Source organism: Gordonia sp. NPDC003424 (genome assembly GCF_053588655.1).
On record NZ_JBSFQJ010000012.1, the window covers coordinates 50,829 to 66,784 of the forward strand.

16 protein-coding genes are annotated in these 15,956 nt (G+C 68.0%); 11 read left to right on the forward strand and 5 right to left on the reverse strand.

Annotated elements, in window-relative coordinates:
• Positions 1-13: 13 nt before the first annotated feature.
• Complete coding sequence (locus ACWDTI_RS17755) at positions 14-811, reverse strand: alpha/beta fold hydrolase (protein ID WP_449739497.1); 798 nt, start codon at positions 809-811, stop codon at positions 14-16.
• 129 nt (positions 812-940) lie between these two features.
• Entirely contained in the window at positions 941-1,969 is a 1,029-nt protein-coding gene (adhP, locus tag ACWDTI_RS17760; protein ID WP_449739423.1) for an alcohol dehydrogenase AdhP, read from the reverse strand.
• Between the two features lie 144 nt (positions 1,970-2,113).
• Between adhP and ACWDTI_RS17765 the strand changes: the two genes are divergently transcribed.
• The gene (locus ACWDTI_RS17765) at positions 2,114-3,025 is read left to right on the forward strand and encodes an alpha/beta fold hydrolase (protein ID WP_449739424.1); all 912 of its coding nucleotides are present in this window, start codon (positions 2,114-2,116) and stop codon (positions 3,023-3,025) included.
• Between the two features lies 1 nt (position 3,026).
• Here ACWDTI_RS17765 and ACWDTI_RS17770 read toward each other — a convergent pair whose 3' ends face one another.
• Together ACWDTI_RS17770 and ACWDTI_RS17775 are read right to left on the reverse strand one after the other, a co-directional pair.
• Positions 3,027-3,563 (reverse strand): copper resistance protein CopC, encoded by a 537-nt coding sequence (locus ACWDTI_RS17770; protein ID WP_449739425.1) that lies wholly within the window; start codon positions 3,561-3,563, stop codon positions 3,027-3,029.
• On the reverse strand, positions 3,556-4,260 hold the full coding sequence (locus ACWDTI_RS17775) for a DUF1775 domain-containing protein (RefSeq protein ID WP_449739426.1): 705 nt from the start codon (positions 4,258-4,260) through the stop codon (positions 3,556-3,558). The genes ACWDTI_RS17770 and ACWDTI_RS17775 overlap by 8 nt, the downstream gene beginning before the upstream one ends.
• 142 nt (positions 4,261-4,402) lie before the next feature.
• Here ACWDTI_RS17775 and ACWDTI_RS17780 point away from each other — a divergent pair, with 142 nt between their 5' ends.
• Both ACWDTI_RS17780 and menC read left to right on the forward strand, forming a co-directional pair.
• The gene (locus ACWDTI_RS17780; protein WP_449739427.1) at positions 4,403-5,200 is read left to right on the forward strand and encodes a GNAT family N-acetyltransferase; all 798 of its coding nucleotides are present in this window, start codon (positions 4,403-4,405) and stop codon (positions 5,198-5,200) included.
• A gap of 2 nt (positions 5,201-5,202) precedes the next feature.
• Complete coding sequence (gene menC / locus ACWDTI_RS17785; protein WP_449739428.1) at positions 5,203-6,309, forward strand: o-succinylbenzoate synthase; 1,107 nt, start codon at positions 5,203-5,205, stop codon at positions 6,307-6,309.
• A gap of 3 nt (positions 6,310-6,312) precedes the next feature.
• On the opposite strand, the gene ACWDTI_RS17790 is transcribed toward menC, so the two are convergent.
• Positions 6,313-7,062, reverse strand: a complete 750-nt coding sequence (locus tag ACWDTI_RS17790; RefSeq protein WP_449739429.1) for a GntR family transcriptional regulator — start codon at positions 7,060-7,062, stop codon at positions 6,313-6,315.
• A 225-nt stretch (positions 7,063-7,287) separates the two neighbouring features.
• Here ACWDTI_RS17790 and ACWDTI_RS17795 point away from each other — a divergent pair, with 225 nt between their 5' ends.
• From ACWDTI_RS17795 to ACWDTI_RS17830, 8 genes are all read left to right on the forward strand, one after another.
• A complete protein-coding gene (locus ACWDTI_RS17795) occupies positions 7,288-8,100 on the forward strand; it encodes an HpcH/HpaI aldolase/citrate lyase family protein (RefSeq protein WP_449739498.1) in 813 nt (270 codons plus the stop codon).
• Positions 8,097-9,098 (forward strand): MaoC family dehydratase, encoded by a 1,002-nt coding sequence (locus ACWDTI_RS17800; protein ID WP_449739430.1) that lies wholly within the window; start codon positions 8,097-8,099, stop codon positions 9,096-9,098. The genes ACWDTI_RS17795 and ACWDTI_RS17800 overlap by 4 nt, the downstream gene beginning before the upstream one ends.
• Positions 9,099-9,114: 16 nt before the next feature.
• The gene (locus ACWDTI_RS17805; protein WP_449739431.1) at positions 9,115-10,269 is read left to right on the forward strand and encodes a CoA transferase; all 1,155 of its coding nucleotides are present in this window, start codon (positions 9,115-9,117) and stop codon (positions 10,267-10,269) included.
• Positions 10,270-10,557: 288 nt separating this feature from the next.
• The gene (locus tag ACWDTI_RS17810) at positions 10,558-11,646 is read left to right on the forward strand and encodes an MBL fold metallo-hydrolase (protein ID WP_449739432.1); all 1,089 of its coding nucleotides are present in this window, start codon (positions 10,558-10,560) and stop codon (positions 11,644-11,646) included.
• Positions 11,643-12,404 (forward strand): crotonase/enoyl-CoA hydratase family protein, encoded by a 762-nt coding sequence (locus ACWDTI_RS17815; protein WP_449739433.1) that lies wholly within the window; start codon positions 11,643-11,645, stop codon positions 12,402-12,404. The genes ACWDTI_RS17810 and ACWDTI_RS17815 overlap by 4 nt, the downstream gene beginning before the upstream one ends.
• Before the next feature lie 27 nt (positions 12,405-12,431).
• Complete coding sequence (locus ACWDTI_RS17820; RefSeq protein ID WP_449739434.1) at positions 12,432-13,334, forward strand: LysR family transcriptional regulator; 903 nt, start codon at positions 12,432-12,434, stop codon at positions 13,332-13,334.
• Positions 13,335-13,337: 3 nt separating this feature from the next.
• Positions 13,338-14,219, forward strand: a complete 882-nt coding sequence (locus tag ACWDTI_RS17825; protein ID WP_449739435.1) for a LysR family transcriptional regulator — start codon at positions 13,338-13,340, stop codon at positions 14,217-14,219.
• 456 nt (positions 14,220-14,675) lie between these two features.
• A complete protein-coding gene (locus ACWDTI_RS17830; protein ID WP_449739436.1) occupies positions 14,676-15,914 on the forward strand; it encodes a DUF222 domain-containing protein in 1,239 nt (412 codons plus the stop codon).
• Positions 15,915-15,956 lie beyond the last annotated feature (42 nt).

The window sequence follows — 15,956 nt, forward strand, 5'->3', positions numbered from 1 at the left end:
GCACCGCACGCCGTCACAACGGAGCGGACACCTCGTTCACCGCGTCGACCGCCTCGATGAACGGCGGGATGAACCATTGCGCGCCCAGCACGCAGCAGGCGTGGCCGCCGTCGACCTCGAATCGTCGAGCACCCCGAATTCCGTCGACGAGGAGCTGCTGCCGCGCCGGCTCGACGACCTTGTCGTGCGTCGACACCACCACCGAGGTCGGCACGTCGATCTCGGCGAGCCATGGGCGCGAATCGAATTCACCGAGCCCGTCACCGAAACGTCCCATCTCGGTGAGCGGGGTGGAGAAGAACTGGCGCATCGCCCACACGGTGGTGTGCACGTCCGTGTCGTCGAGGCGACCCGCCTTCGGGTGCGGCAACAGGCGGTCGGCGACGGTCAACCATCGCCCGGTCTGCTGCGCGCGTGCACGATGGTCGGGGTCACGGGTCGAGAAGTAGGGGCCGGTCGAGCACAGCACCAACCCGACGACGCGCTGCGGATGCCGCCGCCACGTCAGCTGCGCTATGCCGCCGCCCATCGAGAAGCCGGCCACGGTGAACCGCTCGATTCCGAGCACGTCCGCGAGCGCGGCGACGTCGTCGGCACAGTCATCGAGGTCGAAGTCGGCAGACCGGATGCCGCGGCCGTGCCACCGCTGGTCCATGGTGATCACGCGATAGCGCTCGGTGAGTGCGGGGAGCGACGGGTACCAACACAGCAACCCGGTGGTGAGCACCGAGTGCAGGAGGATCACCACCGGTGCATCCCGGGGTCCGGAGTCGGTGACGAAAGTCTCGCCGCGACCTGGCAACTCGACCATGGAACCGGCCGGCACATCCTGTGCCGGATGCGGGCGCAACACATGTCCGAACGCGCGACGAATCGCGCCGACCCACTCTGAAACCACGCCCAACACGGTACGCGAGTCAGGCGCCCGGAGGCTGTGTCTTCAGCGGTAATCGATGACGATCCGCCCCTCGATCTTGCCCTCCTCCATCCGCCGGAACACGTCGTTGATGTCTTCGAGGCGGGTGGTCGCCACGGTCGGTTTCACCAGCCCGCGGGCGTAGAGATCCAGGGCCTCGACCATGTCCTGCCGGGTACCGACGATCGACCCGCGAATCGTCAGTCCCTTGAGTACGACGTCGAAGATCGGTGCCGGGAAATCGCCCGGCGGCAGGCCGACGAACACGATCGTGCCGCCGCGGCGCGCCATGCCGATCGCCTGACCGAAGGCCTGCGGATGCACCGCTGTGACCAGCACCCCGTGCGCCCCGCCGGTTTGTTCGACGATCGCGGACGCAACATCGCCCTCGAGCGCGTTCACCGTCACCTCGGCCCCGAGTTCACGGGCGAGGTCGAGTTTGTCGTCCCCGATGTCGACGGCCGCCACCCGCATGCCCATCGCCCGGGCGTATTGCACGGCAACGTGTCCCAGACCGCCGATGCCGGAGATCACCATCCACTGCCCGGGCTTGGTGCCCGACACCTTCAACCCCTTGTAGACGGTGACACCGGCGCACAGGATCGGCGCCACCTCGACCGGGTCGCAGCCGTCGGGGATGCGCGCGGCGAATCGCTCGTCGACCAGCATGTAGCTGCCGAACGAACCGTTGACCGAGTACCCGCCGTTCTGCTGACGCTCGCAGAGTGTTTCCCAGCCGGTTCGGCAGTACTCACAGTGCCCGCACGCCGACCACAGCCAGGCGTTGCCCACCTTGTCGCCGACGGCGAGTTCGGTGACGCCGGCACCGACCGCGACGACGGTCCCGTAACCCTCATGCCCGGGCACGAACGGAGGAGTCGGTTTGACCGGCCAATCACCGTGCGCAGCATGAAGATCCGTGTGACACACCCCGGAGGTCTCGCGCTTGACCAGCGCCTGGCCGTGGCCGGGTGTCGGCATGTCGAGTTCGGAGATGGTCAAGGGCTCACCGAAGGCGGTGACCACCGCTGCGGTGAAGGACTCGGTTGTCATCGTCGACTCCTGAGGTCGTGAACGGGAATGCTTCCGCACCCAAGTCTTATGCGTCTGCCGACATCTGTGGCGCGTTTCGTCGGCAATTCATGCCGAACCGCCACCCCGTGACACAAAACACCCCGGACGTGTCATGCTCGATGCATGATGGACATCGCCCGTCCCAAGGTCGAGGGGGTCGTCGCCATGGACGACGGCCGCCTGATCGGATTCGCCGAGTTCGGTGTGGCCACCGGCCGCGCCATCTTCTGGCTGCACGGCACGCCGGGAGCGCGCCGCCAGATCCCCACCGAAGCCCGCGCCTTCGCCGGCGAGAACAATCTGCGGATCGTCGGATTGGACCGGCCCGGAGTCGGGTCCTCCACCAAACATCGCTATGGGTCGGTGTCGGAGTTCGCGCAGGATTTCGAGGTCGTGGCCGACGCCCTGGGCATCGACGAGTTCGCCGTGATCGGGCTGAGTGGCGGCGGCCCCTATGCGCTCGGTGTGGCCCACGCGCTCCCGGATCGTGTGGTGGCCGCCGGCGTCCTCGGCGGCGTCGCACCCACGGAGGGCCCCGATGCGATGCCCGGTGGCGCGATGCGACTCGGTCATGCAACGGCGCCGATCCTGCGGTACGCGGGCGCGCCGATCGGCAAGGTGCTCAGCTCGGTCCTCAGCGTGGCCCGGCCGATCGCCGATCCGGCGATCTCGATCTACGGTCGATTCTCCCCACAGGGAGATCGAGAGTTGTTGGCACGCCCCGAGTTCCGCGCGATGTTCCTTGACGACCTGCTCCACGGGGGTTCGCGGCGGATGGATGCACCTTTCGCCGACATCGTCGCCTTCTCCCGCGACTGGGGATTCCGGGTCTCCGACGTCACCGTCCCGGTGCGGTGGTGGCACGGCGACCGGGACCACATCATCCCCTACGCCCACGGTGAGCACATGGTGTCGTTGCTGCCGGACGCGAAGCTGTTCACCATGCACGGCGAAAGCCATCTCGGCGCGCTCGGCATGTCGGTCGACATCATCACCGAGCTCATCGCGATCTGGGATCAGCCGAGACGGCTGTGAGCTAGTGTGCTCGCGGGCGCCGATTGCGCCACAGCACGACGCCGATCCCACCGACCAGCACGGCCAGTGCGGCGACGACGAACGGCCACCACGGCGGTCCGTCGTCACCCGACGACGGCTGCGCCGCCACCGCCGGCCCGGGCGTGCCACCGCCGGCGGTGATCAAGTCGAACGACCGCTGCCCCTGCACCGGATGTCCGTCGGCGGACGTGACGCGATAGTTGACGTGGTAGGTACCGGCCGGACCGAGTTCCCGCAGCTTGACGGTAACCGTCGGCCCGGTGACCGTCGGCTCACCGTCCTGCCAGTAGTGATTGTCGGGCCCGACCACGGTGAGCACGTCGAACGAGTTCCCGAGCGCCTCGTTGAAGGTCAGGGTGACCTGTGTCGGCGCGGTGGTCAGCCGCGCGCCGTCGTCGGGATCCGACGATTCCAATCGCGAATGCGCCCATGCGGCCGGGGCGGCGATCGTCGCGAGGATCCCGATGATGCTCGCGGCGAGCACGACGAGCACTCCCGTGCGGCGCCGTCTATGCACCGTCGTGCCGATCACCCCGGGACCGGGTCAACGCGGCGATGCTGACGACCGCGCCGACCGCTCCGATGAGCAGGCCGATCCCGCCGAGCCATCGGGCCGCGCTGTCGTTGCTCGACGAATCATCTTGGGTTGCAGAGGCTTCCGACGTCGTGGTCGAGGCAGCGGCGCCGTGGTGATCGGATTCCCCACTGCCCGCCGGGAGCGTCAGCGTCGGCACGGGGTGTTCGGGTTCGGTGCCGTCGGACCCCATCGGCTGCGACCAGTCGACCTTCTCCCCGTCGGCGTAGGTCTGCACGGTCGGCAGGGAGACGTTCTCCTGGTTCGGGAACGGGCCACCGGAGATCCGGAACTGCGCGAACTCGCCCACTGGCACACCCGGTGCGCCAGGCAGTGCGGTCCAGGTGACGGCGGTTGCCTCGTCGGTGCTCGGATTCTTGACCACCACGGACTTCCACCCCGTCATCGCCTCGGGCCGGGCCGATTTCAATGCGGGCAGGGTCACCGTGAGGGCGGTGGTCGCCGCCGTGTCCGATTCGTTGGGCACCACCAGGGTGACGACACCGTATCCGCCCTGGGTGAGCGACGGGGCGTTGGCGGAGACGTGCGCGGACGCACCGCCGGCACCGACCAGGGATGCGGTTGCGACGACGAGGGTCGATGCCGTCATGCCGAGACATCGGGCGGCCATGCGATTCATGTGGTGATCCTTCTCCGGACGACGGCTCGGGCACCGATGCACATGCCGCAAATCCTAGGCCGACCCGCCACCACCGCGGACGATGGGGCAATCCTCGCCCGAATCGACACAGCTCACCGGTGGCGATGAAACAATGACGCACATGCCGCACGCATCGACGGACGTCGAGGTCCGTGAGCTGTCCTCCCCCGCCGATCTCGACGCCCTCACCCGGGTGTTCGACGACGTCTGGCACCCCGATCCGGCCGATCGCCCGGTGAGCACCGACATGCTCCGCGCGCTGGCCCACGCCGGCAACTACGTGACCGGCGCGTATCTCGGCGATCGACTCGCCGGCGGCAGCGTCGGCTTCTTCGCGACGCCCGTCGGGCAGGTTCTGCACAGCCACATCACCGGCGTCTCCCGACGGGGACGCGGACACAACGTCGGCGGTGCGCTCAAGACCCATCAGAAACAATGGGCTCTCGATCGTGGGCTGTCGGCCATCACATGGACCTTCGATCCGCTGGTCGCGCGCAACGCTTACTTCAACATCGCCAAACTCGGCGCCACACCCACCGGCTATCTGCAGGATTTCTACGGCGACATCCACGACGAGATCAACAGCGGCGACGAAAGCGACCGGCTGTTCGTATCCTGGGACCTCGCCGCACCGGAACCGGCCACGCCGACCGAATCGGCCGAATCGCTCGTGGCCGCGGGCGCGCGCCTGGCGATCGAGGGGCCGCCCGATGACCCCAAGCCGGTCGACGGCGTCGGCGGCACGATCGTCATCCCGGTGCCGAGGGACATCGAGGCGTTGCGCCGGTCGAATCCGGTGGCCGCGGCCCGCTGGCGCCGTGCGCTGCGCGCGGCACTCCGTCCGGCATTCGAATCCGATGGCCCGCCGCCGCCAGTGCGGTTCCTGCGGTCTGGTCATTACGTCGTCGCGTCCGGATAGCCGTGCACATCGACGGAATCGAGTTACGGCGCGTCGAATTGCCCCTGGTCGCACCGTTCCAGACGTCCTTCGGCATCGAGACCTCCCGCAACGCGCTGCTCGTGCGGGTCGTCACGCCCGCCGGCCAGGGATGGGGCGAATGTGTGTCGATCGACGATCCGATCTATTCCTCCGAGTACACCGACGGTGCGATCGATGTTCTCCGCCGCTTCCTCGCTCCGCCGGTGGCCACCGGTGAGGTCCGGGCAATCGATGTCGCGAGCCGCACCGCACACATCAAGGGACACCGAATGGCCAAGGCGGCGCTCGAGGCCGCGCTCCTCGACGCCGAATTGCGGAGTTCCGGAATGTCATTGGCGGCGCGACTGGGCGGGGTCGCGACATCCGTACCGGTCGGGGTGTCGGTCGGCATCGCCGCCGGCATCCCCGCGATGCTCGACGAGATCACCGGCCATCTCGAATCCGGTTACCGCCGAATCAAATTGAAGATCCGTCCCGGATGGGACGTGGCGCCGACGCGGGCGGTCCGCGAACATTTCGGCGACGATCTGCTGCTGCAGGTCGATGCGAACACTGCCTACGGACCGGCCGATCTGGCGCATCTCGCCCGCCTCGATCCGTTCGACCTGTTGCTCATCGAGCAACCGTTCGACGAGGAGGATCTGATGAGTCACGTACGGCTGCGCGATATCTCGACGACACCCGTCTGTCTCGACGAATCCATCGTCTCGGCGCGGGCGGCGGCCGACGCGATCCGTCTCGGCGCCTGCGACATCGTCAACATCAAGCCCGGGCGGGTGGGCGGCTACCTGGAGGCGGCGCGGGTGCACGATGTCTGTGTCGCGCACGGCATTCCGGTGTGGTGCGGCGGCATGTTGGAGACCGGCGTCGGGCGCGCGGCCAATCTCGCGCTGGCCGCGATGCCGGGATTCACCCTGCCCGGCGACATCTCCGCGTCCGAGCGGTACTTTCACCGCGACGTGACGCCGCCGTTCACGGTGACCGACGGCATGATGACGGTGCCCACCGGTCCTGGGATCGGGGTGGTGCCACTCGACGACGCGCTCGACGAGCTGACCACCTGGAGCGACTGGATCGTCGGCCCGTGAGGGTCAGTTCGCGTTGCGCCGCAACGTGACCCGGTACGTGTAGTGCTCGGGCAGGAAGTAGCTGACCGCGAGTTCGACCGCGTTGCCGTCGGAGTCGCTGTACAAGCGGTCTACGCGCAGCATCGAATGCCCCTCGGGGCACCGGACGAGCTCGGCCACCGACGCGTCGGCGGCGGCGACGGTGATCGATTGTGCCGCTTCCGTGATGGGTTTCGCCAGGTGCGGCTCGAGCAGCCCGATCATCGTGTACGTGCTGGTGGCGCCTTGAGCCACCTCGGGCCGGTCGAGTACCAGCCGCGCCACCGGTTCCGGCCACGACGCGGTGGTCACCACGAACGGGATGTCGTCGTGAAAACGACGGAAGACCATGCGGTACACCAGGTCCGTGTCGAGTCGGAGACGCCCGGAGGCCTCGAGGTCGACACGTCGCGCCGGTGCGGACACCACCTCCATGGTGGTGTCCGCGGACAGATTCATCAGATCTTCGATCGAACCCAGCTGCCGTAGATAGCGGCCACCGCCGCCGTTCTCGTTGGCGAACGTCCCACGGCCCGGTACCCGATAGACGGCACCCTCGGCAACGAGGTCCTGGAACGCGCGGCGCACGGTTTGCCGGCTGAGCCCGAACTCGTCGGAGAGCTCGGATTCGGTGGGGAGCCGCACCCCTCCGCTGAAACGGCCATCGGCGATCTGAGCGCGCAGCGTGGCGGCGAGCGCCCGGTAGGCGGGTTCAGCGAGGTCGCGTTGAGTCATCCCGACAGATCCTATCGGGCCCATCCGACCACGTCCGCGCTACGCACAACAACCTCCGAACCGACAATTTGTACGGCCATTTTGACAAATGTATGCTGCCGATGTCAAGGCTTCCATCCAGGCCGAGAGTCTGGTAGGAGTTTCTAGGACGTATTTGGCCGCACATTTGGCCACATGACTGGATCGAGGTAGAGCGTGTCTATACTCCCCCGCCGCGCGGTGTTGGTGGCGCCCGCATCCGACGACCGCAAGGCCCGCAAGGCCCTGGCGTCGGCCGCCGACGAGGTCGTGCTCGACCTCGAGGACGCGGTCACTCCCGCCAACAAGGACAGCGCACGCACGGCTGCCGCCGCTCTCGTCGCGGAGTTCGGCGCCGCGCGCCGGGTGTCGATCCGCATCAACGCATTCGGCACCGACTGGATCGACGACGATCTTGCCGCGTGTGCCGCCATGGGTTCGTTGACGTCGGTGATCTTGCCCAAGGCCGAATCCGCCGAACAGATCACCGAGGTGTCGCGTCGTCTCGGCGATGCGCCCGCCCGCATCCAGGCGCTCGTCGAGACACCGGTCGGCATCCGCGACGTCGGCGCGATCTGCGCCGCGTCGCCGCGCCTCGTCGCGGTGATCATCGGTTATGCGGATCTCGGTGCGGCCCTCGGCCGTCCGACCACCGCACCGCAATCGGTGTGGCACCCCATCCAGGACGCGGTGCTCGTCGCCGCCCGCGCCGCCGACGTGTCGGTGGTCGACGGACCTCACCTGACGATTGCCGACGACGAGGGTTTCCGGTCCGCCAAGCAGTGGGTGCGCGATCTCGGATTCGACGGCACCTGGGTGATTCATCCGGCCCAGATCGGCACGGCGGCAGAGATTTTCACGCCGGATGCCGAAGCCGTCGAGGATGCGCGACGTGTCATCGAGGCACTCGACGAAGCCGCCGCTCGCGGCGACGGTGCAGCGAAACTCGACGGACGGATGCTGGACGAGGCGCTCGCCGTGTCGGCACGACGGGTGCTGGCGAAAGCGGGACGGTCATGAGCGACAACATCATCGCGGTCGGCGGACCCTACTTCGACGACCTGTCCGTCGGGCAGATCTTCGACGACGCGCCGTCGGTGACGTTGACCGCCGGCCTCGCGGCGACACATCAGGCCATCCTCGGTGACCGACTGCGCCTGGCACTCGACGGCACTCTCGCCGGCGAGGTGACCGGACGCGATGCGCCACTGGCGCATCCGGGGCTGGTGACGGACCTGGCGATCGGGCAGTCGACACTCGCCACCCACCACGTCAAGGCGAACCTCTTCTATCGTGGCCTGCGCTTTCTGAGCTACCCCCACATCGGCGACACCCTCACCACCACAACTGAAGTCGTCGGACTTCGAGAGAACAAGCCGAAACCGGGCCGCGCCGCCACCGGTCTCGCGGCGCTGCACATGGTCACCGTCGATCAGCACGGCTCGGTGGTCCTGGACTTCTACCGATGCGCGATGCTGCCGCTGTCGGGCTCCGCCGATCCCGATCGCACGCCGCACGCCGACGACCTCTCGGCCATCGGGCCGGGCGGATCGGTGGAACCGGTTCTCCCGGACTGGAAGCTCGACAGCTACCGCGACAATGTCCGCGGACAGCATTTCTCACCCGACCTGGCCGGAAACGTATACCGCTCGAGCGGGGACGTCGTCTCCAGCGCACCCGAATTGGCTCGCCTGACGCTGAACATCGCGGCGACCCACCATGATTCCCGGGTGGGCCAGGCCGGCCGCCTGGTCTATGGCGGACACACGATCGGACTGGCTCTGGCACAGGCGAATCGCGCACTCCCGAATCTGGTGACGGTGCTCGGCTGGGAGTCCTGCGATCACACCGGACCCGTCCACGAAGGAGACACCCTCACCAGTGAGCTTCATGTCGAGGAGGCTGTGGCCGCCGAACGCGGCGGGGTGCTCACCCTGCGGTCGCTGGTCGTCGCACACGAATCCGACGGTACCGAACGACCGGTGCTCGACTGGCGTTATCGCGCCCTGATGGCCTGATCCGAGGAAGTGCATCGTGACCAACCACGAACTGAAACCGGGGAACGCGAAACCCCTTGCCGGACTCCGCATCATCGAGGTGTCCAGCTTCGTCGCCTCCCCGCTGGCCGGGCTGACGCTGGCCCAGCTCGGCGCTGACGTCACCCGCATCGATCCCGTCGGCGGTGCCGCCGACGTCAATCGGTGGCCCGTGACAGCCGACGGGGCCTCCATCTACTGGACCGGCCTGAACCGGGGGAAGCGGTCGATCACCGCCGACCTGCGCAGCGATGCCGGCCAGGATCTGGTGCGACGATTGGTGACCGAGCCGGGCGAAGGTGGCGGCATCCTGCTCACCAATCAGGCCGGGCGGTCGTGGATGTCGCACGACAGCCTCGCCGAGCTCCGGCCCGATGTCATCACCTGCGAGATCCTCGGCCGCACCGACGGGACCCCCGGTGTCGACTACACGGTCAACGCCGCCCTCGGCTTCCCGTCGATCACCGGCCCGACAGATCATGCCGGCGCCGTCAACCATGTCCTGCCCGCATGGGATGTGGTGTGCGGACTCTATGCGGCACTGGCCATCTCGTCGGCGGTGCAGCGCCGGACGAGCACCGGGGCGGGGGCACACATCACGCTGCCGCTCGAGGACACCGCGCTCGCCATCGCCGGCACGCTCGGCTACCTGACCGAGCCACAGGTCAACGGACACGGCCGCGAGGGCACCGGTAACGACGTCTACGGCACCTACGGAACGGATTTCGCCGCATCGGACGGCGGGCGGTTCATGATCGTCGCGCTCACTCCCCGCCACTTCCGCGAACTCGTGGAGCTGACCGGTGTGGGCGACGCCGTCGACGCGGTGGAGAAAGCACTCGGCGCCGACTTCCGTCAGGAAGCCGACCGATTCACGCACCGCGCGGTGCTGACGGCACTGTTCGAGCCCTGGTTCGCCCGGCACACCACGGCGGAAGTTGCTGCAGCGCTGTCGAAGTCCGCCGTGCTCTCCGACCAGTACCGAACCTTCGACGAGGTCGTCGCGAGTGGTCTGCTGCACCGCAACCCGCTGTTCGCCGAACTCGACCAGCCGCGCATCGGCACCTACCTCGCCGCGGGTCTGCCGGCCGCGTTCGACGGAGAGCACTACCGCACGGGGCCCGCACCCGAGTTGGGTGCGGATACGCCGTAGCGGTGGGCGCGCCCGGCGTGGGCTGGGAAGAGTCATCTATTCGCTGGTCGAGTAAGCGACCGAGCTTGCGAGGCCGCGCATCGAGGCTACTTCCCTTTGACGGCAGAGGATCACTGCGCGAGGCGCAGAGTCACCGCAATCCGTCACGCATCGGCCATAGGCAATACCTCATCGTCTGTGAGCGGGACCCGCATTGTCGGGGGACCACCCGGCATGATCAAGTGGAAGTTGTGGCCCGCAACTTTTCGGGCGCGAGGTGGCGGCAGTAACTGCCGGCAGGAGGTGAACGTGACCACGATCGAGATCACGGGACATCGGCAACGGGAGTCCTGGGCGCAGAAGGTGCTGCCCCCGGTGGAGGAGGTGCGGCCGGGTCTCTGGTCGATCCCGGTTCCGATGCCGGGTAACCCGCTGCGGTACGTCCTCGTCTACGCGCTGGTCCTGCCCGACGGTATCGCCCTCATCGACACCGGCTGGACCGCGGACGAATCCTGGCAGGCGCTCGTCGACGGCATTCACGCGACGGGCCACGACGTGTCCGACGTCCGGCACGTCTCCGTCACCCATCTGCATCCCGACCACTTCGGACTCGTCCCGCGTCTCCTCGAGCACGCCGATCCGGTGCTCGCGATGCATCGCAACGACGCACGTCACCTCCGTTTTCACGACGACGAGGAACTCGCGCGGCAACTCGCGGACATGCAGGCCGAACTCGACGTCATGGGTGCCCCCGCCGAGATCGCCGAGACCGGCTTCGTCGGGTTCGCCCGGCTGCCCGCCGGGCGGACGATGGACGTGGAACTGAACGACGGCGACCCACTGAACTTGCCGGGCTGGAACGTGCGTGCGCTGTGGACGCCCGGGCACACCGCCGGCCACCTCTGCTTCATCGACGAGGACGCCGGGGTGATCTTCACCGGCGATCATCTGCTGCCCCGCATCAGCCCGAACATCTCCACCAACGCGCTGCAGCTCGCCAATCCCCTCGCCGACTACCTTATCTCCCTGGCCAACACCGAACGGTTGCCCGACATCGAGGCGCTCCCGTCGCACGAGTACCGATTCCGGGGCCTCGCCGACCGCGTCACCGGCCTGCTCGATCACCACGAGGAGCGACTCGCCGAGATCACCGCCGCGGTGGCCGCCGACCCGGGATGCACCGCATGGGATGTCACCCGGTCGGTGACGTGGTCGCGTCCGTTCGAGCAACTGTCGGTCGATCTGAGCCGGATGGCGCTGCGCGAAACCCACGCACACCTCGTCGTGCTGGCACAGCGGGGAATCCTCGTCTCGACCGATGACGTGCCGAACCGCTGGTCACCCGCTCCCCAGCCGGCGACCACCACTGCAACCCCAACCGAGGAGAGTGCCCGATGAGCGCAGTGCTCACCGAGTTCGCCGACGGCGTCGCCGTCATCACGATCAACCGGCCCGAGGCCCGCAACGCCGTCAACGGCGATGTCGCCGAGGGCATCGCGGCCGCAGTCGCCGAACTCGACGCTCGCGACGACCTGACCGTCGGCATCCTGACCGGCGCCGGCGGCACCTTCTGCTCCGGCATGGACCTCAAGGCGTTCACCCGGGGCGAGAAGCCGAACATCGAGGGCAAGGGCTTCGGCGGCCTCACCGAGGCGCCGCCGAGCAAACCGCTCATCGCCGCCGTCGAGGGCTGGGCGCTGGCCGGTGGCTGCGAGTTGGCGTTGAGCTGCGACCTCATCGTCGCCTCCCGCGAGGCCAAGTTCGGTATCCCCGAGGTCAAGCGCGGCCTCGCCGCGGCCGCGGGCGGTCTGCTCCGGCTGCCCAAGATCCTGCCGTACCAACTGGCCATGGAGATGGCGCTGACCGGCGATCCCATCACCGCCGAGCGTGCGCACGAGTTCGGCATGGTCAATCGCCTGACCGAGCCGGGCGCGGCGCTTGACGGTGCCCGTGAGCTGGCAGCGACGATCGCCACGAATGGTCCGCTCGCCGTGCGCGCCACCAAGCAGGTGATCGCGATGTCGATCGACTACACCGATGCCGACGCGTTCAAGCAGCAGTGGACCCATCTCGGTCCGGTCTTCGGCTCCTCCGATGCCCAGGAGGGCGCGCGGGCCTTCGCCGAGAAGCGCGCACCGCGCTGGACCGGGAAGTGATCTGACCCGGCGTCCTACGATCACTCCGTGGACCTGCACCTCGCCTCCTACTTCGTCGCGGTGGTCGATCACGGCGGGATCACCAAGGCAGCGCAGTCGCTGTACATCTCGCAGCCGTCCCTCTCGCAGGCCATCCGAACGCTGGAGCGGCGACTCGGCGTGACCCTGTTCGATCGCACCGGCCGACGGCTCGAGCTGACCGACGCCGGCCGGAAGTTCGACGTCGCCGCCCGACGCATCCTGTCCGATGTGGACCGGGTGAAATCGAAGGTGGAGGCCGTCCGGGAGCTGCAGTCCGGGCGGGTCGACATCGTCACCTACGCGGCCTTCGGCATCGACCCGGTCGTCGACCTCATCGCCGCGTTTAGGCGACGGTTCCCGCGGCTCGCGGCCCGTGTGATCGCCGCAGACGGACCCACCGGTGTGCTCACGGCGCTACGCCGCGGCGACGCCGAGATCGGGGTCATCGACACCTCCGCCGATCACGCGACCTTCACCTCGGTTCCGCTCGGCGATCAGGAACTCGTGCTCGCGGCGTCCGCCGCGCTCGCGGCCGGATGGGCCGACCCGATGCCGCGAGACGTCGTCCGCGGCATCCCGCTGGTCGTCGACGTCGGCACACCCGGCCGCACTTCCCAGCTCGCCGATGTTCTCGACGACGAGGCCGGCAACGTCGTCGTCGACTGCGCACATCCGGCGGCGACGTGGGACCTCGTGGCCGCCGGCGTCGGCGCGACGATCCTGCCCCGCGCGGTGGCGCAGCAGCAGCTGCCCGACGCGACGCTGCGCACGCTGGACCCGCCGCTGACCCGGAAGTATGGGCTGGTGCTGCGATCGTCGCACCCGTCACCGGCCGCGATGGCATTCATCGCGACCGCCCGAGCCCACAGCGGATCCGACGCGCCACCCGCGGAACTCGAAGACTGGTAGAGCATGGAACTACGGCAGATCGAGTACTTCCTGGCCGTCGTCGAGCATTCCGGCATCGGCGGCGCGGCCTCGGCCCTCGGCGTGGCGCAACCGACTGTGTCACAGGCACTTCGGGCTCTGGAACGAGAACTCGGAATACAGCTGTTCCATCGCATCGGACGCGGGATGGTCCTCAGTTCGGCCGGCCGCACCATGGTCGGTCCCGCCCGGCAGATGATGCGCGACGTCGACGCCGTCGGCGACCTACTGTCGGCGTCCGAGGGCGAACTGACCGGTCGGCTCGACATTCTCGCGTTCCCCGCCACCGCCGGCGGCGCCGTCGTGGGCCTGATCGCCGAGTTCCGGCGACGCTACCCTCGAGTCAGTGTGCGGCTAGGCGAACTCCGCGACGAGACACAGGCCGCGGCGATGATCGAGGACGGGCAGTGCGAGTTCGCCATGGCGCACCTGCCGATCGCCGGCGACGAACTCGAGGTGGTCATCCTCGGCGAGCAGGAGTACGTGCTGATCTATCCACCCGGCACCGACGTACCCGACGGACCTATCCGGTTGCAGGAGTTGCCATTTCATCCGATGGTGTTTGTCCCGCGAGGCCAGTCGGTGGCCGATGAGATGGAAGAGACGATCCGCGTGGCGGGCGAGCGCCCCCCACTGGCGGTGCTCACCGAACACCGGGAGGAGCGTCTGCCGATGGTGCTGGCCGGGATCGGCGGAACCATTCTGGAACGCAGTGTGGCCGAGTCGTTCGCCGACCGGACGGTCATCCGCCCGATCGAGCCCCGCTTCGTCCGACCGTACGCACTGGCCTACGACCCGGCGGCGCTGTCGCCGGTGGGACAAGCCCTGGTCGCGCTGATCGGAGAGGCGAGGCCGACGGCGGGATGAACCCGGTCCGCAAGACGACACCGAGACCAGTTGGGACGTTGGTACCGAATCCTTCCCAGCGTCCGGTGCGCTTGCGGCTTGAATTGCCGGGGCACCACGCGCCGAACAGCCAACAAACTGACAAGAATGGTTGTTCGACAAGCCTTTTGGTGATGATTCCGGTCGACCGCACATCGCTGGTGGGCGGTCCCGCCACCCCGATCCCTGAGCAGCCCGCGAGGAACGAGCGGGCGTGTCGAAGGGCCGCCCAACCGCAAACGACCGTTCACGGCTGGGCCATCACCACACACCCGAGGGAGCAGCAATAGCCGCTCCGACAACCCCTCACGAACTGTCACACCCGCCCGATACGATGACAGATCCGGCACGCGATCTGCACGCAATCACGTTGGAATACAGCGCAATTCACCAATCCAACCCCTTGACTCGAACACCTGTGCGAGTAGAATTGGGGGCATGCCCGACACCACACCCCTGCTCACCGCCGCCCGCGACCTCACCATCACCGACCTGACCTCCGGTCGCGACGCCTACGACACCACCACAGGCCTGATCTGCCTGTCCAACACCGTCACCCACCGCCTGGCGGTGGCGATCACGGAGATGGACCGACTCGGCGTGGCCGCGGCCACCGGCGGCAAGACCAAGAAACTGTTGATCACCATGGGACTCGCCCCCGCGGTGGCCGACCGACTGTTGCGCATCGGCACCGGGCTGGCGCGGATGGCACTGCTGGGCGGCTACGCCGAAGACGGCGTGTTTGCTGCCGAGCACCTCGACGCCATCATCAGCGGGGTCGCCCACGTGTGCCGCCGCGCCCCAGACGGGCTCTGCGATGTCGAGAAGTATGAGGTGGAGCAGGTGTTGATCGCCCAGGCCATGTCCGGGGCCACCCCCACCCAGATCAGCGAGAAAGCCCGCGCCCTGGGCAACCAGTACGCCGCCGACACCGGCGGCCTACCCGCGGCCGAGGACCGCTCGATCAACGAACTGACCATCAGCCAAACCGCCGACGGCCGCATCCAGATCCGCGGGGATGTCGACATCATCACCGGGGAAAAACTGCTCTCGGCGATCACCTCACTGTCAGGCACACGCCCCGAACCCGACGGCTCCCCCGATACCCGCTCGACCGGGCAACGCCACGCCGATGCCCTCGAAGCGATCCTCGAGGCGGCCGCGGTCGCCGACACCACCCTGCTCACCCCACCGAAAACCCACGTCAGCCTGCTGGTTCCCGCCGACACACCCGAGCAGGCCGTGCTGGGATGGACCGGGCCGGTCACCGCCGCGACCGCCGCGCTGCTGGCCTGTGACGCGGCGATCGGCGCGGTCATCATCAACGGAGACACCGTGCCCTTGCAGATGGGCCGCGACAAACGGCTGTTCCCGTCGCACCTGCGTAAGGCGATCATCATCCGCGACACCTGCTGCATCAAATGTGGGGCCCGTGCCGGCTACACCCACGTACACCACATCAACTTCTGGGCTGAGGGTGGCGCAACAGACTTGGACAACGGATGTTTGCTGTGCCCGTCCTGTCACACCCAGATCCACCACGGCGACTGGCAGATCATCATGGGCGCCGACCGCCACCCCTGGCTCATCCCACCAGCCTCGATCGACCCGACACGCACACCACTACCGGCCTACAACCGACGCACGCTGACCCTCGACGACCGCATCGCCGCATGACCGAAACGCGGGCCGGGCGAGACGTTGCGCCACACCCGGGCC